The sequence below is a fragment of the Gracilimonas qinghaiensis genome, assembly GCF_046602855.1.
In the GTDB taxonomy this organism is placed as follows: Bacteria; Bacteroidota; Rhodothermia; order Balneolales; family Balneolaceae; genus Gracilimonas.
This window is the reverse complement of the sequence record NZ_JBKINJ010000001.1, coordinates 260,161-280,274: the sequence shown is the minus strand read 5'-3', so window position 1 is coordinate 280,274 and position 20,114 is coordinate 260,161. Positions and strand designations below refer to the sequence as shown.

The 20,114-nt window shown below is 41.4% G+C and carries 18 protein-coding genes; 11 read left to right on the top strand and 7 right to left on the bottom strand.

Annotation, left to right across the window (positions count from 1 at the left end; genetic code table 11):
• The first annotated feature begins 10 nt into the window (after positions 1-10).
• Both udk and ACKGJO_RS01275 read left to right on the top strand, forming a co-directional pair.
• Positions 11-628 (top strand): uridine kinase, encoded by a 618-nt coding sequence (gene udk / locus ACKGJO_RS01280; protein WP_411321588.1) that lies wholly within the window; start codon positions 11-13, stop codon positions 626-628.
• 155 nt (positions 629-783) lie between these two features.
• Positions 784-3,354 carry a S9 family peptidase gene (locus ACKGJO_RS01275; RefSeq protein ID WP_411321587.1) on the top strand — a complete coding sequence of 857 codons (2,571 nt, stop codon included), beginning with the start codon at positions 784-786 and terminating at the stop codon, positions 3,352-3,354.
• 179 nt (positions 3,355-3,533) lie between these two features.
• On the opposite strand, the gene ACKGJO_RS01270 is transcribed toward ACKGJO_RS01275, so the two are convergent.
• On the bottom strand, positions 3,534-4,295 hold the full coding sequence (locus ACKGJO_RS01270) for a type III pantothenate kinase (RefSeq protein WP_411321586.1): 762 nt from the start codon (positions 4,293-4,295) through the stop codon (positions 3,534-3,536).
• Between the two features lie 51 nt (positions 4,296-4,346).
• Between ACKGJO_RS01270 and ACKGJO_RS01265 the strand changes: the two genes are divergently transcribed.
• Both ACKGJO_RS01265 and ACKGJO_RS01260 read left to right on the top strand, forming a co-directional pair.
• Entirely contained in the window at positions 4,347-5,072 is a 726-nt protein-coding gene (locus ACKGJO_RS01265) for an SDR family oxidoreductase (RefSeq protein WP_411321585.1), read from the top strand.
• Entirely contained in the window at positions 5,059-5,499 is a 441-nt protein-coding gene (locus ACKGJO_RS01260; protein WP_411321584.1) for a DUF4296 domain-containing protein, read from the top strand. The genes ACKGJO_RS01265 and ACKGJO_RS01260 overlap by 14 nt, the downstream gene beginning before the upstream one ends.
• Positions 5,500-5,511: 12 nt before the next feature.
• Here the strand turns inward: ACKGJO_RS01260 and ACKGJO_RS01255 are convergent, their stop codons facing one another.
• The 3 genes from ACKGJO_RS01255 to ACKGJO_RS01245 form a co-directional block, all read right to left on the bottom strand.
• The gene (locus ACKGJO_RS01255) at positions 5,512-7,440 is read right to left on the bottom strand and encodes a RecQ family ATP-dependent DNA helicase (RefSeq protein ID WP_411321583.1); all 1,929 of its coding nucleotides are present in this window, start codon (positions 7,438-7,440) and stop codon (positions 5,512-5,514) included.
• A gap of 137 nt (positions 7,441-7,577) precedes the next feature.
• Entirely contained in the window at positions 7,578-8,120 is a 543-nt protein-coding gene (locus ACKGJO_RS01250; RefSeq protein WP_411321582.1) for a fasciclin domain-containing protein, read from the bottom strand.
• Between the two features lie 78 nt (positions 8,121-8,198).
• Positions 8,199-8,675 (bottom strand): GNAT family N-acetyltransferase, encoded by a 477-nt coding sequence (locus ACKGJO_RS01245; protein WP_411321581.1) that lies wholly within the window; start codon positions 8,673-8,675, stop codon positions 8,199-8,201.
• A gap of 150 nt (positions 8,676-8,825) precedes the next feature.
• On the opposite strand from ACKGJO_RS01245, the gene ACKGJO_RS01240 reads away from it, so the two are divergent.
• On the top strand, positions 8,826-9,896 hold the full coding sequence (locus ACKGJO_RS01240; RefSeq protein ID WP_411321580.1) for an aminotransferase class V-fold PLP-dependent enzyme: 1,071 nt from the start codon (positions 8,826-8,828) through the stop codon (positions 9,894-9,896).
• Positions 9,897-9,958: 62 nt separating this feature from the next.
• Here the strand turns inward: ACKGJO_RS01240 and ACKGJO_RS01235 are convergent, their stop codons facing one another.
• The 3 genes from ACKGJO_RS01235 to ACKGJO_RS01225 are packed head-to-tail and all read right to left on the bottom strand — an operon-like array spanning position 9,959 to position 13,374.
• A complete protein-coding gene (locus tag ACKGJO_RS01235; RefSeq protein WP_411321579.1) occupies positions 9,959-10,717 on the bottom strand; it encodes a succinate dehydrogenase/fumarate reductase iron-sulfur subunit in 759 nt (252 codons plus the stop codon).
• A gap of 10 nt (positions 10,718-10,727) precedes the next feature.
• The gene (locus tag ACKGJO_RS01230) at positions 10,728-12,650 is read right to left on the bottom strand and encodes a fumarate reductase/succinate dehydrogenase flavoprotein subunit (RefSeq protein ID WP_411321578.1); all 1,923 of its coding nucleotides are present in this window, start codon (positions 12,648-12,650) and stop codon (positions 10,728-10,730) included.
• A 43-nt stretch (positions 12,651-12,693) separates the two neighbouring features.
• Positions 12,694-13,374: a succinate dehydrogenase cytochrome b subunit gene (locus ACKGJO_RS01225; RefSeq protein ID WP_411321577.1), complete on the bottom strand. Its 681-nt coding sequence runs from the start codon at positions 13,372-13,374 to the stop codon at positions 12,694-12,696.
• 325 nt (positions 13,375-13,699) lie between these two features.
• Between ACKGJO_RS01225 and ACKGJO_RS01220 the strand changes: the two genes are divergently transcribed.
• From ACKGJO_RS01220 to ACKGJO_RS01195, 6 genes are all read left to right on the top strand, one after another.
• The gene (locus tag ACKGJO_RS01220; RefSeq protein ID WP_411321576.1) at positions 13,700-14,314 is read left to right on the top strand and encodes an IMPACT family protein; all 615 of its coding nucleotides are present in this window, start codon (positions 13,700-13,702) and stop codon (positions 14,312-14,314) included.
• A 97-nt stretch (positions 14,315-14,411) separates the two neighbouring features.
• Positions 14,412-14,963, top strand: a complete 552-nt coding sequence (locus ACKGJO_RS01215; protein WP_411321575.1) for a cob(I)yrinic acid a,c-diamide adenosyltransferase — start codon at positions 14,412-14,414, stop codon at positions 14,961-14,963.
• A 43-nt stretch (positions 14,964-15,006) separates the two neighbouring features.
• Positions 15,007-16,356 carry a phosphoglucosamine mutase gene (gene glmM / locus ACKGJO_RS01210; protein ID WP_411321574.1) on the top strand — a complete coding sequence of 450 codons (1,350 nt, stop codon included), beginning with the start codon at positions 15,007-15,009 and terminating at the stop codon, positions 16,354-16,356.
• Positions 16,357-16,689: 333 nt separating this feature from the next.
• On the top strand, positions 16,690-18,531 hold the full coding sequence (gene ftsH / locus ACKGJO_RS01205) for an ATP-dependent zinc metalloprotease FtsH (protein WP_411323261.1): 1,842 nt from the start codon (positions 16,690-16,692) through the stop codon (positions 18,529-18,531).
• Positions 18,532-18,655: 124 nt separating this feature from the next.
• Positions 18,656-19,105 (top strand): peptide-methionine (R)-S-oxide reductase MsrB, encoded by a 450-nt coding sequence (msrB, locus tag ACKGJO_RS01200; RefSeq protein WP_411323260.1) that lies wholly within the window; start codon positions 18,656-18,658, stop codon positions 19,103-19,105.
• A gap of 88 nt (positions 19,106-19,193) precedes the next feature.
• Entirely contained in the window at positions 19,194-20,063 is an 870-nt protein-coding gene (locus tag ACKGJO_RS01195; RefSeq protein ID WP_411321573.1) for a YicC/YloC family endoribonuclease, read from the top strand.
• The last annotated feature ends 51 nt before the right edge of the window (positions 20,064-20,114 follow it).

Here is a 20,114-nt window from a genome sequence, read left to right as displayed (position 1 = left end):
AGTATAGTACATGTCTAACCCTTTAGTGATCGGAGTTGCCGGCGGAAGCGGGTCAGGAAAAACCACTGTCGTTAATTATCTTTGTGACGAATTTTCTTCCGATGATATCCTGCGAATTGAACACGACTCTTATTATCGTGAATTAAATCACCTACCCTTTGAGAAACGTGTCAAACAGAATTTTGACCATCCTGCATCTCTTGAGACTGAACTGATGATCCGGCATATAAAAGCTCTCATGGAGGGATATCCGGTTGAAGTACCTGTCTACGATTTTGAACTGCATACCCGCAAGGAAGAAACCATCACAGCAACACCTTCTGATGTCATCCTGATAGATGGTATCCTAATTTTTTCTGAGCCCAAACTTCTGGAGCTTATGGACGTAAAGATATTTGTGGATACAGATGACGACGTAAGGCTTTTGAGGCGCTTACAGCGTGATATTGAAGAAAGAGGCCGAAGTCTGGAAAGTGTATTAAGTCAATACGAAAAATTTGTTCGCCCCATGCATCTTGAATTTGTTGAGCCAAGCAAGCGCTATGCCGATATCATCATTCCCCGTGGTGGTAAAAACAAAGTAGCTCTTGAAATGGTAACGGCCTTAATTCGTGGTAAAATGGGATAATGGTGTGATCAAAGATGACTGTAACACCTTAGTTCTTTAACTTATTTTACAGGTATCTTTTTTAAGAACTGTAAAATTTTATGCTTTTAGTTCTTTTTGTGCCTTATTTACAGCATTGTAAATTCTTTTTCTTTTAACGTTCATAAGTCAACAAAATGAAGAAATTATCCTCCGTTGTTTGCCTTCCCACAATGTTCTTGTTGTTTTTTTCTTTCAACTTCCAGATTGAAACGCACGCACAAAACCCAACCGATCTCAGAGAGCAGTATCTCACACCTCCGGCTGAAATAGCTGAAGAAGTATTGGCTCCAAGATATAAGAATGTGATATTGAATGACCTTTCACCGTCGCATGAGTACTTTCTGAATACGACCCAAACAAGAACTTTGTCACCACTTTCAGCTTTTGCAAAACCATATTACAATCTAGGTGGATTACAGTTTAACCCGAGGGCTGATCGAAATCGTAATTTTACAACCAGCACAAACAGTGGTTTGGAGCTGATAACTTCCCGAAACGGGGATCGCAGCTCCATACAAACTCCGCAAGGTGCGATCATCACAAGTGCTAAGTGGTCACCGAATGGTAAAAAACTCGCTTATTTTGCCCATTTCGATAATGAAACCCACATCTACATCGCTGATACCAAAAATGGGGAATCCAGAAAACTAACCAGAAATCCTGTATTGGCAACTCTGAATACATCTTTTGAATGGTCAGGTAACGGACAATATATTTTTACCGTTTTGGTACCGGATGACAGAGGTAACAAACCTGTTGAACCCGAAACCCCCACCAGCCTTCAGGTTAAAAAGACCACTGAAAAGGAAAACCGGCTCCGCACCTACCCGGATCTTTTAAATGGAAAGTTTGAAGCTGAATTATTGAAGTATCATACCACCGGGCAGTTAGTGCGTATCGAAGCAGATAACCGTCGGGTTCAGGAAATAGGTGAGCCCTCAATGATCCGCAATATTGAACCTGATCCTGCAGGAGAGCACATAATAGTGCAGATCATGGCTGAACCATTTTCATATATTGTTCCTGTTTACAGCTTCGGTTGGACCGAAGAAATCTGGGATGCGGATGGAAATAAGCTTATCGAGCTCAGGAACAGTGAAATTCGCGAAGGGGTAAGTGATTACGAAGAGGTAGAAAACTACGGTCGCAGGGATATAAAGTGGCGTCCTGACGGTAAAGGACTTAGTATCCTCGCTAAAGAAGGGGAAGGAATGGACCCTACACGTGAGGAGAATAACTCTCAAGATACCGATGATCCTGATCAGGATCCTGAGTCTGAAAATGAGAACGACGACAAAGATAAGAAAATGGACCGTGTGATTCAGTGGTTACCGCCATTTGAAGAGAATGATATGACCACTATCTATGAAACTGATAAAGAAATGGAATCCGTTTCATACACTCAAGACAGTAACCTGATCTTTATTGAGGAATCATCAGAAACAAAAGAACATATATACGCTGTTTATCTTGACAACTCAGAAGAAACATTCTCTATAATTGACCACAAATCAGATGATTTTTATGAAGACCCGGGAAACATCATGTATAAAACAGGTTCGCTTGGTGAAAATGTAGTTCGCATTACAGCTGAAAGTGATTACGTGTTCCTGGATGGCACTCAATACTTTGAAAATTATGCTGAAAACGCTCCCCGCCCGTTTATAGATAAATTTGAAATACGAACGGGGGAAAAAGAACGCATATTCCAAAGTTCTGAAGACCACTACGAAAATGTAACTGCGGTCTTGAACAATGAAGTTTCTGAAATAGTAATTTCACGAGAATCACCTCAGATGTATCCCGAGTCCTGGTTTATCAACCTTGAAACGGGAAACGAAACCAAACTAACCTCAAACGTGGACTATAATGAAGCAGTTACACAGGCAAAACGCGAGCGTTTTAAGGTAAAACGTGCTGATGGCTTTGAATTCTGGGTTGATGTTACCCTGCCCAAGGATTGGAATGGGACTCCCCTACCGGGCATCATTTGGCACTACCCAAGTGAATTCAAGGATCAGGAAGATTACGATGAGCGTCAACGACGATATAATAAGAACGACTTCCCCGGCGTTTATCACCGTTCCATTGATATTTTGGTCAAACGTGGCTATGCCGTGATCAATGCTGACTGGCCAATTTCAGCTGAGATCGGTGATCCAAACGATGGATTTGTCTGGAGCATTGTTCAGAACAGTACTGTAGTAATTGACAGCACTGCAAAACGTGGTTATATAGATAGGCACAGAATGGCTATTGGTGGTCATAGTTACGGAGCATTTGGAACGGCAAATGCTATGATCCATACCTCTTTTTTTAAGGCAGGTATTGCCGGAGATGGGAATTACAATAGAACACTTACTCCTTTAGGCTTTCAGCGTGAACCCAGAGACCTTTGGAGAGGCCTTGAACGATATGTACAGATGACGCCGATCTTCTGGGCGGACAGACTTGATGGAGCGCTGTTAATGTATCACGGTGCTGCAGATCAAAATGTTGGAACATGGCCGGTACACTCTCACCGCATGTTTCATGCGCTTAACGGCATTGGCAAAACGGCTGCGATGTATATGTATCCACATGAAGCCCACGGACCGGCTGCCGAAGAGACACTTCTTGATCTTTGGACGAGATGGGTACAGTGGCTCGACCATTATGTTAAGGAAAACGGTGAGCACATTCCGGAAGCTGATCTTGGAGAATAAAGATCTTTAAAGATATATTTGTTTCAAACGAGGGGTGATTAACGTCATCCCTTATTTTATAAAAATCATGAAGCCGGAGTAAAAACCACCTCATATGGCCGGGTATTTTTGGATGTAATTCTTAAGTCTATGAAGATGTAATAGGGTCAAAAGAGAAATGAAGTCAACTATCGGATACTTTACTTGTTTGATTCCAATTGTCTGACCAGTCTTTCAATGCCCTCAAATACTAAAAATGGACGAACTTTGGTTTCTCTCTCAAGCATGGATTCAATTTCCAAAGCATCTCCTCCTGTAATGAAGAGATCGTATTGTCCAAATTCCTCTTCATATTTATCTAGAAATCCAATAATCCCCATTTTATAGAATCCGGCCTGTCCCCATTTCAATGAATCAATTGTACTCTTGCCGGGCCATTTTCCGGGGATCTCTAATTCAACAAAGGGTAAAGCGGGTGCTTTTTGGCTCAAGACCTCAGAAAATCCCCACAATCCCGGAATTATAACTCCACCATGAAAGACATCATCCTGATCCATGAAATCAATGGTAGTCGCCGTACCGGCATCAATAACCACAACCGATTTGTTAGTTTGATTTGTAGCTCCATAACATGACAAAAACCTATCAATCCCGAGAGTCTTTGGAGTCTCGTAATTAAGCAAGTCACGGGGAATATCTGACACAGAAACTTCCTTAATCTCCTGACGACCTAATTCCCTTTCTATTGCCTCAGATACGTCATCCCGTACACTAGCCAAAACAATTTTTCCAAAAGAATTTGGGTGTTTTTGTATCCAGTTTACTAACTCTAAGGCTGAAAATAACCGCTCATCAGATAAAACCATCCATTGAGTCCCCATTTTATAGGCACCTTTAATCGTAGAATTACCAATGTCTAGGTAAAGTGTTTTTTTTGAGGTATCCGAATCGATTTTGCTCATCTTTTTGTAGTACTTTTAAACAAACAATTTAAAATAAAATACAGTATTAATATGGAACTTAAGTCAAAAATTGCCATCGTCACAGGAGCCAGTAGCGGTATTGGTGCCGAATTTAGCAAGATGCTTGTAGAAAACGAATCTACAGTATATGGCCTTGCGCGCAGTAAAGATAAACTAAAAAAACTTAGAAATGACCTTGGTGAGAAATTCCAGCCTGTTCCAATGGATATCACTGATGCAGATGCCTTGGAAAAATGGGTGGCCAGCACCTTTGATGCCAATCACCAACCGGACGCACTTATCAACAACGCAGGTGTTATGTACTCTGCCAATGTAGACGAGACCACAATGGACCAGTGGCATTCCATGATCAATGTGAACCTGAATGGAATTTTCTATCTTACACGACTCGTTGTCCCTTTAATGAAGGAAAACGAAAATGTTTGCCATATCATCAATATTTCCTCAATTGCCGGCATCATGGGTAATCCAACTATCTCAGCATATAATGCCAGTAAGTTTGGAGTTCGAGGGTTTAGCGAAGCTCTGTTTAAAGAACTGAGATATGACGGCATTAAGGTAACCTGTGTATTTCCCGGCTCTATCGATACTGATTTGTTTGAAAAGATAGACGGTGTAGAAAATCACCCTAACATGATGAAGACAACAGATATCTCAAGTACTGTAAAATTTCTTTTGGAAACGGACGACAATTACCTGATCAATGAGATCACCATGCGTCCACTTAATCCTAAAAATCCAGATGCTGAAGAGTAATAATTATTTTGATCTTACAACCGCACCTGTAGCTATTGTATTTTTTACATTGATGATGGTTGTGTTGGGCGGTTGCTCAGGTCAGCATAAACCTGAAAAACCAAAAGACCTTATTCCTGAAGATAAGTACATCGACCTGCTTGTAGAGATGCAGCATATTCAGTCGTACAGAAACGCCGAACCTGACAGTGTAAATGCCGACTCTTTGAAGGCCACCGTTTATAACAATTACAATGTAACTGATTCACAGTTCCTTGCTTCGCATACATATTATCAGCTCCAGCCGGAGCGACATTTGGAGCAAATTGATTCAGTTTTAAACCGATTAGATAATGAGGAGCTCAGGATTCGATCTTTTATAGATTCTGTACAATCACAACAGCAAAAAGGTGATTCCGTTAAAACACCGGCCAATTCAGCTCAGTAAGAGCCATACATATCAGGTTACTTTATAGTAACCGGGTTTGGAAGAAACAGTCGTTGCCTTTTCTTCTTTGATCAGGTAACGTAAAATTTTATCCACTTTTGGTCTTTTATAACCTGTTTCGGCAGCCAATTCCGATACATTTTTTATATCATTGTTTAGCAGTTTTTGAATGTTTTGAAACTCCTCATCAGTGGGCATTAAGTGTTTGGGATCTCCGCTTTTCAGGCAATTATCACAATGCCCGCATGGTTCAGCATTCAGGTCACCGAAGTAACTTCTCAGATATACTTCTCTGCATTGAGATGTTACCACATAACCGTGTATATGCTCAAGTTTTCTAAGTATGTTATTTCTATATGATTCCACATCCTTTTTACTAACTGGTATTTTACGGGAACGTGCTTCCAATAATTTTACTCTTGTTCTCTCATTATAGTATCGATAACTCAGAATTTTGTCGTTTCGGCTTAATACGTCTAGGCCTTTGATCAATGCATTATGCCTGATATTAAGTTTATCCAAGATCAGGTCTTCATCCAGAAACACGGCATCTCTAAATGATTCCGGGCCAAATAAACGCTCTAGTTTATCCACAAATTCTGCCTTCGCATCATTTTCAGCACGGTTCTTATAGTCTTTTAAACCATCACTGCTGAAGCCAAATTGAAGTTCCAAAGCCGGTTTCATTTCCTCTTGCATACCGATCACGTCAAACTGAGCCATAAGTCTTAAAGCAGATCTCAACTTGCCATAGGAAATTTTGCCTCTCTGTGAAATTGATTTGATCTCCAAAATTTCACTTTCCTCCATGACTGATCCCACTGCCAGATTTAAGGTATCACACAGGATCTGATACACATGGTCTAATTCATCATATTTTGGATACCTTTGTTCTATACGATCCACTGCCTTTGCGTGATCAGAATCACGATACAAGAGAATTGGGAAACTTTCTTTGCCATCTCTGCCTGCACGGCCAGCCTCCTGATAATAAGCTTCAAGCGAGTATGGCATCTCTTCGTGAATCACGTACCTGCAGTTTGGTTTATCTATACCCATGCCAAAAGCATTTGTTGCCACTACCAACGGGATTTCTCCGGTGATCCATTTTTGTTGAATGACCTTCCGTTTGCCAGGATCTATTCCGGCGTGATAAGCTTCTGTTTTTATTCCAATACCTGAAAATTGCCTGGCAAGCTCTTCACAATTTCTACGGGTACCTCCATAGATCAACCCATCGCCTTTTTGGGCTGCTTTTTGGACTGTTTGTTTTAATACCTGCTTTTTCTTTGGCGCATGAGTTATCCACCACTTCAGATTTGGCCTCGAAAAACCCCGAGAAACTATTTTTGGGTCTTTAAAACCTAAGGAATCAACAATATCTTTTTGCACCTCAGGCGTTGCGGTTGCCGTCAAAGCAATCCATCTGCATGTCTCGGCTATGCTTTCAAGGGAAGCCCTGATCTCCCGGTAAGAAGGACGAAAATCGTGCCCCCATTCACTGATGCAATGTGCCTCATCAATAGCAATAAGATCTATGTTTAGCTTTGGCAGCTCCGCCTGCCAAAGCTCCGTTTTGAGTCGTTCAGGAGCACAGTATAAAAGTTTGTACATTCCATTTCGGGCATTTACAAGCCTTTGCTCTACCTCAAAAGAAGGAATAGTACTGTTGATAAATGTGGCAGTGATCCCTTTTTCTTTTAACTGCTGAACCTGATCCTGCATTAACGCCACTAAAGGCGAGATCACTAAGGTCATTCCGGTAAAAACAGTAGCCGGTGCCTGATAACATAACGACTTCCCACCCCCTGTAGGGAACAAGACCAAAGTATCAGCACCCTCAATAACAGAGCGTACGACCTCATCCTGTCCTTCCCTGAAACTCTCAAAGCCCCAGTATCGCTTTAAACTGTGTTCTGTTTTTGTAAAGAGATTTTCCAAAAGTATCTGTTTAATTACTACAACTTAAAATACAAACCACATTCGAGAGTTCTATACAATCACTTTCAATTCCTGAACATAAAAAAGCCGCATCTAAATAAATAGATGCGGCTTTCAAAAATTTGAATAGGTTCTAATTACCAGTCACTATTCTTTTGCTCATTGTCGTTAGCAGCTAAAGCTTCCTTAATACTGGGAGGCAGTATAACAGCATCAATTACATGTACTACACCGTTCGATGCATCAATATCAGCCATCACAACATTAGCGTTGTCTACCATTACCTTATCATCATTAATACTTATGGTGGCATTGCTGCCTTCAACTGTACCGGCTTTCATACCATCTTCCAGGTCTCCAGACATAACCTCTGCCGGTACCACGTGGTACGTTAATACTGCCGTCAGTTGATCTTTGTTTTCCGGTTTAAGCAACATCTCCAGAACTCCATCCGGAAGTGCTTCAAATGCAGCATTGGTTGGTGCAAATACAGTGAAAGGACCGTCTCCCTTGAGTGTTTCAACCAATCCTGCAGCCTTTACCGCAGTAACTAAAGTTGAAAGGTCATCGGTTGCAACAGCAAGATCTACTATATCGCTGTCCTGTGCTTTAATATTTGTCGAAAAGAGCAGGGTTGCAACTAAGGCAAATACTCCAGTTAGTTTACTTAGTGTTTTCATGATGTCTTTATTTAATTGATGAATAGTTGATGTTATAATGCTACTTCAACTATTTTCATTCCATATTGAAAATAAAGATCACATTTGTTTTACTAACATGGACACGATCTTATGCCCATTTTCAGTCACTTGTTCAGCTACTTGGTTGAATCCCAGCTTGTTATGAAAAGTTAAAGATGCCGGATTGGCTGGTTTTACATTCACCTCACAGGTTATAAATTTCTTATCCGTAGTCTTAAAAAGATGATCGTATAATGAAGTGCCAAGTTTTTTTCCTTTATATGGATCAGCTATTACAATGCGATCCACATAATCGAAATTTTCAAAGTGATTAACGAAGAAAGCATAATTTAAACTTGAATAATCCAAACCTGACTGTAGGACGATCATAAAACCGGCAACTTCATTATCATATTCAATCACAAGAAATGGATCAGCCTGTTTCAGAAAACGCGCCATGTCTGTAATTTGAACCTTGCTTACATGAGGTAGAGCTGCCTCATTTAACTCTAAAATCTTTGTAAGATCGCTTTTTTGGGCTGATCGTATCTTCATCACAAAACAGTTGGGATTTGTTATACTAAATGATGAGATTTGAACTCATTTAAATGAACCAAGTATAACGAACAAATGGATTGCAAAAAATCAGATTTTCAAATTAACGATTCCTTTACCTATCTGAACTGTGCGTATATGTCGCCTCTTATGAGACGAGTTGAAGACGCCGGCTATTCCGGAGTTCAAAGAAAACGTAATCCATTTCAGATCACACCTGAAGAATTTTTTGGTGAGACAGATATCCTGAGAGAAGAATATGCGAAGCTTATCAACGCTGAAGATCCTAAACGGATCGTAACTATTCCATCTGTTTCCTACGGCATGGCAAATGTCGCCAAAAACCTCCCCTTGTTAAAAGGGGATAATATCATTGTTGTGGGAGAGCAATTTCCCAGTAATGTATATCCATGGAGAAAAGTGGCTCTGGAAAATAAAGCTGAGATTGTAACGATCACCCCTCCAGAAACAAAAGAAGACCGAGGGAAAAAGTGGAATCAGCAAATTCTAGATGCCATTAATTCCAAAACCAAACTCGTGGCAGTGGCAAACGTTCATTGGGCCGATGGCACCCTATTCGATCTGAAGAAGATCAGAGAGAAAACAAATGATGTTGGGGCTTGGCTGGCAATAGATGGCACACAATCTGTCGGAGCTCTGCCATTTTATGTAAAAGTTATAAAACCTGACGCCTTGGTATGCGCCGGATATAAATGGCTGATGGGACCTTATAGTGTTGGTCTGGCATACTACGGTCCGGCTTTGGACAATGGTGACCCGATTGAGGAAAACTGGATCAATCGATACGAAAGTGAAGATTTCTCGAATCTGGTAAACTATAATGATAAATACAAGGGTGGTGCATTACGGTATGAGGTAGGAGAACACAGTAATTTCATTCTCATACCTATGATGCTGGAGGCTGTTCGCCAACTTAATGAATGGGGAGTCGAAAATGTTCAGCGATATTGCAAAGATCTGATCTCAGAAGGTATCCATAAACTCAGAGATGCTGGTTACCGGATCGAAGACAAGAATTATCGCGGATCTCACTTATTTGGAATACGTTTGAGTGAAAGTCATGATATGGAAGCCATAAAGAAGGCACTCGACAAAGAGAATATTCTTGTTTCATTCCGTGGAGATTCGATCCGAATATCACCAAATGTCTATAACAGCCAGGACGATTTTGATAAGCTAGTAGATGTATTAACAGCATAAAAAAAGGCACAATGAGGTTATTATTGTGCCTTTGGTCTTTTATATCAGTCTAAAAAAGCAGATCAGTCGCTGCTCATAACTGCTTTCATATAATCTTTTCGCATTTCTGCAATTGCAGAGATCGAAATACCAACCGGGCATACAGCTTCACACTCAGCATAATTTGAGCAATCACCGAAGCCTTCTTCTTCCATTTGCTCGACCATGGCCACAACGCGGTTAGATCGTTCTATTTCTCCCTGCGGCAGTTTATTCAGGTGAGCGATCTTAGCACCCGTGAACAACGAAGCAGAAGCATTTGGGCAGGCAGCCACACAAGCACCACAACCTATACAAGTTGCATAATCAAATGCTTGGTCAGATTTTTCTTTCTGTATCAATATTGAGTTAGCCTCAATTGCTGAGCCGGTTTTGATGGAAACATATCCGCCTGCTTCAATGATACGGTCAAAGGCAGAACGATCTACCACCAGATCCTTTATCACCGGAAATGCTGTAGCTCTAGGGGGCTCAATGGTGACGTGATCGCCATCATTATAGTTCCGCATATGTAACTGGCAAACTGCAACCCGTTCTTTGGGACCGTGTGCCTGACCGTTGATCACTAAATTACATGAACCGCAAATACCTTCGCGGCAATCATAATCAAACTCAACCGGTTCTTGTCCTTCAAGTATCAGCTCTTCGTTCAGAACATCCAACATCTCCAGAAAAGACATATGCTCGTTTACTGAATCCAGCGTATACTCTTCAAAATATCCCCTCTCATTAGGGCCATTTTGTTTCCAGTATTTTAAATGAATGGTCATTTCTTTGCTCATAATGTCTTCCTTATTTGTAACTACGTTGTTTTAGCTCAACGAATTCAAATTCGAGATTTTCTTTGTGGAGGGTTTCTTCAAGTTTGCCATTCAGGTCTTTGAATTCCCAGGCAGATACGTAAGAATATTCTTCATCATTACGTAAAGCTTCCCCTTCTTCGGTTTGATATTCTTCCCGGAGGTGACAACCTGCAGATTCTTCTCTGTCAAGGGCATCTACAGCCATCAGTTCAGCTAATTCGAAGAAATCAGCTACCCTTCCGGCAAACTCCAGGTATTTGTTGTAATTATTTTTCTCACCCGGAACTTTAACGTCTTTCCAGAATTCCTCACGCAATGCGCGGATCTCTTCGATAGCAGTTTCAAGTCCCTCTTTGTTTCGGGCAATTCCGATCTTGTCCCAAACGATCTTACCCAATGATCGGTGGAAATCAATAATAGTACGACTACCATCAATGTTTAGCAATTTATCGATCTGAGCCTGAGCAGCAGATTCCGCTTCTTTAAAGGCATCATGATCAGTTCCATATCGCTTTCCGGGCTCTTGTTTGGCCAGATAATCACCTATAGTGTAAGGCAGCACAAAGTAACCGTCAGAAAGGCCCTGCATAAGAGCACTGGCTCCAAGTCGGTTTGCACCATGATCTGAGAAGTTGGCTTCACCGGCAGCGTAAAGCCCGGGAACAGTAGTTTCAAGATTATAATCAACCCAAAGACCACCCATTGTATAATGTACTGCCGGATAGATCCTCATCGGACGCTCATATGGATTTTCGCCCGTGATGTTTTCGTACATTTCGAACAGGTTACCGTACTTCGATGAAATAGTATCCCTGCCATCTCGTTCGATAGCATCACGGAAATCAAGATAGACCGCAAGTCCGGTATCACCAACTCCAAGTCCATCATCGCATACCATTTTTGCATTTCTTGAAGCTACATCACGCGGTACAAGATTTCCAAAACTTGGATAGCGCTCTTCCAGATAATAATAACGTTCATCCTCAGGTATATCGTTAGGGTGGCGATCATCTCCTTTCTTACGTGGTACCCAAACACGACCGTCATTTCTCAAACTCTCTGACATCAATGTCAGTTTTGATTGGTAATCTCCGGATACCGGGATACATGTCGGGTGAACCTGAACGTAGCATGGATTGGCAAAAGCAGCACCACGTTTATGTGCTCTCCAAGCCGCCGTTACGTTTGAATTTTTTGCATTTGTTGACAGGTAGAATACGTTTCCATAACCACCGGTTGCCAAGACAACAGCATCGGCTTCATATCGGCATAATTCACCGGATACCAGATCTCTGGTGATGATACCGCGAGCCTGACCGTCTATCACAACTACATCCAGCATTTCATGGCGTGGATGGTATTTGATATTTCCATTTTGAACCTGACGCATCATAGATTGATAAGCACCAAGCAGCAATTGCTGCCCGGTTTGCCCACGTGCATAAAATGTACGCGATACCTGTGCACCACCAAATGATCGGTTGGCCAGGTTCCCTCCATACTCACGGGCAAATGGAACACCTTGTGCTACAGCCTGATCAATAATTTCGTTTGACACCTGAGAAAGCCGATATACGTTGGCTTCACGGGAACGGTAGTCACCGCCTTTGATGGTATCGTAGAAAAGTCTCCAGATACTATCACCATCATTCGGGTAGTTCTTGGCTGCATTGATACCGCCCTGTGCCGCAATACTATGGGCACGGCGAGCTGAATCCTGAATACAGAAACTTCTCACATTATAGCCAAGTTCAGCAAAACTGGCAGCAGCTGCACCACCGGCTAATCCGGTTCCAACTACTATGATCTCGTACTTTCTTTTATTATTAGGAGACACAAGATTGATGTCCTTGATGTGTTTGTCCCACTTTTCTTCTAACGGGCCGCCGGGTACTTTGGAATCTAATTTCATAATGATAAATCTATATTCGTAATTCTCTTTATATCCTGATGATTCAAACTGATCCGCTAACTAATATATAAAGCGGAATTGAAATGAATCCGAGCATTAATACAATTGCAAAGATGTATGCTCCAATTTGAACCTTTTTGGATGTTTCACCATGCTTCATACCAAGAGAGGTAAATGCACTCCAGGCACCGTGTGACAAATGCAGAATTGTGAGAGCCAATACTGCTATATAGCTCAATGATATCAATGGCTTATTGAATTCCTCAACCACTAATTTTTTTAGATCCCTCATTTGAGTGCCATCAATTGTGGTCATATAAGTAGGGCCAAACTTGAAATGCCAGATATGAAGGACCAAAAATATCAGTATGATTACCCCTGAGATGATCATGCTTCTGGATGCAAGCGTCTGATGGCTCGGCCCGCCTTTTGTTTTATAAGTATCATATCCCTCTGGGCGTGCTTTTTTACGCTGCCTCCAGATAGAAATACCTAAAAAGGCATGATACAGAAAGAAAAACGCTAAAGCTGCCTCTATCACATAGAGCAGAGGTCCCAAGCTTTCTAGTGTGTGGGTATAGAGATTAAATGCGTCAGACTCTTCAAAGATCGAGAGATTACCTGCAAGGTGACCAATCAGAAATAACATAAGACCAATACCTGTGATCCCCGTCATAACTTTCCGGCCTACCTGAGAATTCAGTGCTTTAGTAAGTGAAGGCATGAAATTATTACTTAGATATTTTCAATTTGTGATATACAAACAGTATTGAGCTTTCTAAGGTTTCAATAATTTTTGAAACTTTATCTCAAAGCTGAACTGCGCAGAGAAAATCGCTTTTTCCTCTTTGAATAACAAGGCAGAATAGGTCTAAATATGGGCCCGTCTTTTAGAGGTTTCCTAAATTTCCCCATTTACAATAAAAAATGTAGCCTCCCACAATTTGCTTTATAGATTTTTTAGTTCCATTTACTGAGCATTGATTCGTAATTTGGAATGACTTTAGTAAGGTTGAACGTTACCTTAGTTTCTAATCAGATTCTCCATTTTGAAAACCACAAACAAGACTTACAAATCCTCTTTTAGAGAACGCGGATCCAAATTCATTGGATACCTTTTTCCCGCCGAAACCGAAAAAGAATTTCAGGAAAAACTTGATCAGCTAAGGTCAAAATATCCGGATGCTACCCACCACTGCTGGGCGTGGCGCCTAAATCCCGCTCAACCCAAGGAATTCAGCTCCGATGACGGCGAGCCGTCCGGCACAGCCGGACTTCCTATTTTGAATCAGCTTAAATCTTTTGACGTTGTAAGCGCCGGCATTGTGGTAGTACGATATTACGGAGGCACCAAATTAGGGAGGTCAGGACTGATAGAGGCTTATGGACGCGGGGCAGAATTATGTCTGACTAAGGCAGAGCTGCTAACGATAAAACCCATACAGATGTTTGAGATCATGTATCCATACTCTGAAGAAAACATCATTCAGAAATCTATAAATGACTATAACTTGAGTGTCATTCATTCAGAATACATGGCTAAGGTTAAACTGAAAGTAGCCTGCCCTATAGAGAATTCCACAAAATTTGAGAAAAGCATTAGTGCGATGGAGCATTTAGATATACATTTTGAATCAAAGCAGGAACACTATATCAAAATCTAAGATCAGTAATTTGATAAGACTTAGATCAAAGTGAAACGAATTTCCAAGAAATGCAGCTTAATGACCAAATCCTTATTTTTTATAAAAATCTTAGATCATGAAAATATATACCAAAAAAGGCGACAGCGGTAACACCTCTCTGTTTGGCGGGCAACGCGTTTCAAAGAGTTCCAAACGCATTGACGCGTATGGCACAGTAGATGAGCTGAATTCCATCTTGGGCATGGCCACATCGTTTGGTTTATCCGATAAAGGCGATGAGTTTGTCGAAACCGTACAGCAACAATTATTTGTATTGGGTGCCGACCTTGCCACTCCTGCGTCCAAAGATGTCAGGATCACCAGGATCAGTCACAGCGAAGTGGAGTTCCTGGAAAAAGCCATTGATGAGATGGAAGAAGAACTCGAACCACTTAAGAATTTTATATTGCCCGGTGGAGCACAAGCCGGAGCAACACTTCACTTCGCGCGAACTATATGTCGCAGAGCTGAACGTATAACAGTTGAGTGTCGCCATGAAGAAGAGATCTCAGAAGTAGCGATCATGTACATTAACAGACTTTCAGACTTCCTGTTTGTTCTTGCTCGCTATGAAAATAAAGAAGCAGGGAATCAGGAAACTCCCTGGATTCCCGAGCGCAACAAATAAGAGAAATACTATTTATCCAATTCAAAACATTTAAAAACCCATCATGGCATTAATGATATCCGTCTCCGGTATTCGGGGCATTTTCGGTACAGACCTTACACCTCAAAATCTTTCAAAATTCACGGCGGCTTATGGCACCTGGCTCAATGGAGGCACTGTAGTTGTTGGGCGTGATTCCCGCGTTACGGGTCAATTGTGTGAGGATATCGTAGCAGCAACCCTGGCAAGTGTCGGTTGTGATGTGGTAAAGGTGGGCATTGTTCCCACCCCTACCGTTGCAATGGGAGTATTGAAACACAAAGCAGCAGGTGGAATTATTATATCAGCGAGTCACAATCCTGCTGAATGGAACGCTCTGAAATTACTGAATGAGAAAAGTGAATTTTTAGATGCCAGTCAGGGAAATGAGGTGATCCAGATCTCTGAATCAGGTAATTTTGCCTACCATCCTTACGACAAGATTGGAAAGATCACGGAAGATCCGGAGATATTAGACCACCACATCCGGAAGATCCTGGAACTCCCTTACATTGATAAAGATAAAATTGCTGCTAAGAATTTCTCTGTTGCAGTGGATGCCGTAAATGGTGCCGGTTCTAAAGCTATTCCGCGCATGCTGGATGCCCTGGGTGTTAAAACTGTACATAAAATTCACTGTACTCCCAACGGGATCTTCCCACACAATCCGGAACCATTACCTGAACACCTCGCAGAGATCTGTGAGTTGGTAAAAGAAAAAGAGGCTGATCTTGGAGTAGTAACTGACCCTGATGGAGATCGCCTTGCTCTGGTAGACAATACAGGTAAATTGTTTGGTGAAGAATACACTCAGGCAACTGCCTTCGACTTCATACTTTCCAAAAAAACCGGTGCCTGTGCCACTAATCTCTCTTCCTCTCGCGTTTCAGATGATGTGGCCCGTGAACATGGACAAACATGCTACCGCTCTGCTGTTGGAGAGATCAATGTGGTGAAAATGATGCAGGAACAAAATGCTGTAATTGGCGGAGAAGGCAACGGTGGTGTAATTGCTCCCGACCTTCATTATGGCCGGGATGCTCTGGTTGGTATTGCCATGGTGCTACAATTGTTAGCTGAAAATGGATTGAGGTCCTCTGAGTACCGTACAACCCTTCCTGATTATTATATGAGTAAAAATAAAATTCAACTCGATGAATTAGGCAAAGATGCTGATGAGGTGCTTGAGATGGTTGAGGATCACTTTTCAAGTCTCGAACCAAATACCATTGACGGAGTAAAGATCGATTTTGCAGAAGGCTGGGTTCACTTGCGGAAATCAAATACCGAACCCATCATTCGTATCTACTCTGAAGGACGTACGCCCGAGGCTGCAGAGGCTTTTGCAGATAAGATCATTGATCTATTGAAGTAATAGCATTTGTAGTTTATACAAAGGCATTTTCTCAAGTTACATTCGATCAAAAAGCTAAACAGAGAATAGAAATAGTCTATTTTGGAATGAGTATTTATTTCCTGTAGTAGTCTATTGGCAATTAATTATTTCAGGGAAACTAAACTGCCCCATAAAATTGTTTCAAAAAGCGTGTATTCTAGCGTATAGCTTAATTTTTAATCCATAACTCTATCTGTCTTGACAAATGAAAATGAGGGCCAATCCAAATCAGATAAGAAAAAACAGAAATCTTCCGGAAATAAATTATCCAATAATAAACGGCCTGGACATTTTTCCTGGAGCAGAGCACTCATCTACTTCCTGCTCATAGCATTACTTTACAACTGGTATATAGCTTCAGGAGATGGATTTGGGCAAACTGCAGAAATCGAATACACTAAATTCAAACAACAACTTACTCAGGGAAATGTTGAACGTATTCATGTACAGGGAGACCAGATCAATGGGGAATTTAAATCTCCTCAGATACTCAATATTTCAGGGGAAGATACGCTCCGTTCAGAGAATTTCTACACCTACATTCCCTCCTATGGAGATAATCAATTATCAGCCGCTCTCGAAGAGAATGATGTAACAGTTTCTGCTGAACCCGAATCTGAATACAACTGGTGGTACATAGCTCTTATCATTCTCCCTATATTATTTTTCATATATATCGGAGTGATGTTTTATCAGCGAATGCAATCACAGGGACAAGGTTTCTTCAACATTGGCAAGAGCAAGGCAAAGCTTCAGCAACCGGAAAAACAGGATACGACATTCGACGATGTAGCTGGCCTTGATAATGCTAAAACCGAATTAACAGAGATCATTGAATTTCTTAAAGAACCGGATCGATTTAAAGATATTGGGGCAAAATTGCCAAAAGGCTTGCTCATGGTAGGTCCTCCGGGCACAGGCAAAACGCTACTCGCACGGGCCGCAGCAGGTGAAGCGGATGTTCCCTTTTTTACCATTACGGGTTCCGATTTTATGGAGATGTTTGTAGGTGTCGGTGCCAAACGCGTGAGAGACATGTTCGATAAAGCTAAGGAGGCATCACCGAGTATAATCTTCATTGATGAATTAGACTCCATTGGCCGAAGAAGAGGTGCAGGGCTCGGAGGAGGACACGATGAACGTGAACAAACACTCAACCAATTACTTTCAGAGCTTGATGGTTTTGAGCCAAACGAAAGCGTGGTAGTAATGGCCGCCACAAATCGCCCCGATATTTTAGATAAAGCCCTCTTACGTCCAGGGCGGTTTGACAGACAGATCAAAGTAGACATGCCGAAGCAGAAGGCCCGCCTTGAGATCCTCAAAATTCACGCCCAAGATAAACCTTTACAAGATGATGTAGATTTAGAGGTTATAGCACGAAGTACTCCCGGCTTTAGCGGTGCTGATCTCGAAAATCTACTCAATGAAGCTTCCCTTTATGCCGGTCGCAATGAGAGAAAGAAGATTGCCATGGAAGATATTGATAATGCAAGAGATAAAGTCATGATGGGACTTAAACGGGAGGGCCTGCAGATCGATGATAAAGAAAGAGAAGTCTTGGCTTATCATGAGGCAGGGCATGCTTTAGTTGCAGCTATCTTACCCCATTCCGATCCAATACACAAAGTTACGATCATTCCACGTGGCAAAGCAATGGGGGCAACTCAACAACTTCCTGAAAAAGAGAAATACCTATATAATCGGGAGTATTTACTTGATCGGTTGGCTGTGATCATGGGAGGTCGGGCTGCAGAAGACCTGATCTTTGAAACGTCGACAAGTGGTGCTCAAGATGACCTGAAACAAGTAGCTAAGTTATCCCGAAAAATGGTGCTTGAATGGGGAATGAGTGAAAAATATAAACATATTTCATTTGGCAGTGCAGAAGAAGAAGTTTTCCTGGGACGCGACATGAGTCGACAACGCGAATACAGTGACTCGACAGCCCGTGACATTGATGAAGAGGTTCAAAAAATATCCAGAGAGGCATTTGAACGAGCATTCAGTACAATCAAAGAAAACCGTGATGTATTGGAAAAAGTAGCTGAACTGTTATTGGATAAGGAAGAGATTCCCGGTGAAGAAGTTGACAAACTATTGAATGAGAAAAAACAAAACACACAGGAAGAAAAACAAAAAGACGAAGAATAATTACACGATGAATTCTGACCCTCTGGAATAATTTTTTTTCATCCCATTCTCAACGGAATGAATGTTCCCACATATATCTTTATCACTGAATAAAAATTTTATCATTCAAAAACCTGACTCGATCATGCTGACTTGGAAAGACCTTAAAAACTTTGCAAAAAATGGGAATCCCGAACCTCCAAGACGAGTTGAAAAATCGAAGGAGGAGTGGAAGAAAGAACTTACCGGTGAGGAATTTGCCATCACTCGTCTTAAAGGCACTGAACGACCGGGTTCAAGTGATCTTTGCTATAAATTCGATCCCGGCATTTACTCCTGTGTGTGTTGTGGCACCCAACTGTTTGATGCCGGTGAAAAGTTCGAAAGTGGTTCCGGTTGGCCTTCTTTTACACAACCGGTAAATGAGAACGCAGTAAAGTACGAAATGGATACTTCTCATGGAATGGTTCGCATTGAGGCTTTGTGCAACGTATGTGATGCACATTTAGGGCACGTTTTTCCCGATGGGCCGCAACCAAGCGGTCTACGCTATTGCATGAATGCCATAAGCCTCGAAAAAACAGAGGATGCCTGAAATTTACCGAATGCCATTTCTTATACCCTGTTTACTTTTGTATTTTGCCGATCAATTTTTCACCAGTTTTATTTAAATGATTATATCTATGACCGGTTTCGGTCGTGGTGAAGCTACAGATGACGGCCTCACTGCTACCGTAGAAATAAAATCTCTGAATAGCAGATATCTGGACATCAGTACTCGCTTACCACAGAGATTACAGGATAAAGAACTTGAAGTGAAAGAATTGGTTCAAAAGACCATTAATCGTGGAAAGCTCAATGTAACTGTATATGTTTCTGAAGATAAATCTGCAGAGCTATCTATTGCCGTGGATAAAAATAAGGTTATAGGTTATACAAGATTACTCGAAGAAATTAGATTCGCGGCAGAAATAGAAGACCCTGTCACAATCAGAGATATAACCCAGTTCAACGATGTCTTTATCAATAAAGAGGAAGATGAAGAGGTGTTGGAAAAAAAATGGGCAGTCTCTGAACAAGCATTGAAAGAAGCTCTAAGTTCACTCATGAAAATGCGAAGACAGGAAGGTGATCAGCTCAAAAACGATCTTATCGACCGAATTGATTTTATCGACGATAATATAAAGATCATCACAAAAGAGACCAATGGGAGAGCCGAGGAAACTCGTGATAAACTGCTTGAACGTATCACAAATCTGATTGAAGAAGATAAGATCGACCCTGAAAGACTGGAAATAGAAGTTGCCATTTTGGTTGATAAAATGGATGTAACGGAAGAACTTGTTAGGTTACAATCCCATTTAAAATTTTTCAAAGAAGCTGTAGAACAACCTGAACCCGCCGGAAGGCAATTGAATTTTCTCACACAGGAGATCAACCGGGAACTGAATACCATTGGCTCAAAAGCTAACAATTCCGAGATTGCACAGTACGTAGTTAAGTGTAAAGAAGCACTGGAACAGATCCGCGAACAAGTCCAAAACGTCGAGTAATTTATAGTTATGAGTAGTGAGATTTGAGTAAATCAAATAACTCATTACTCA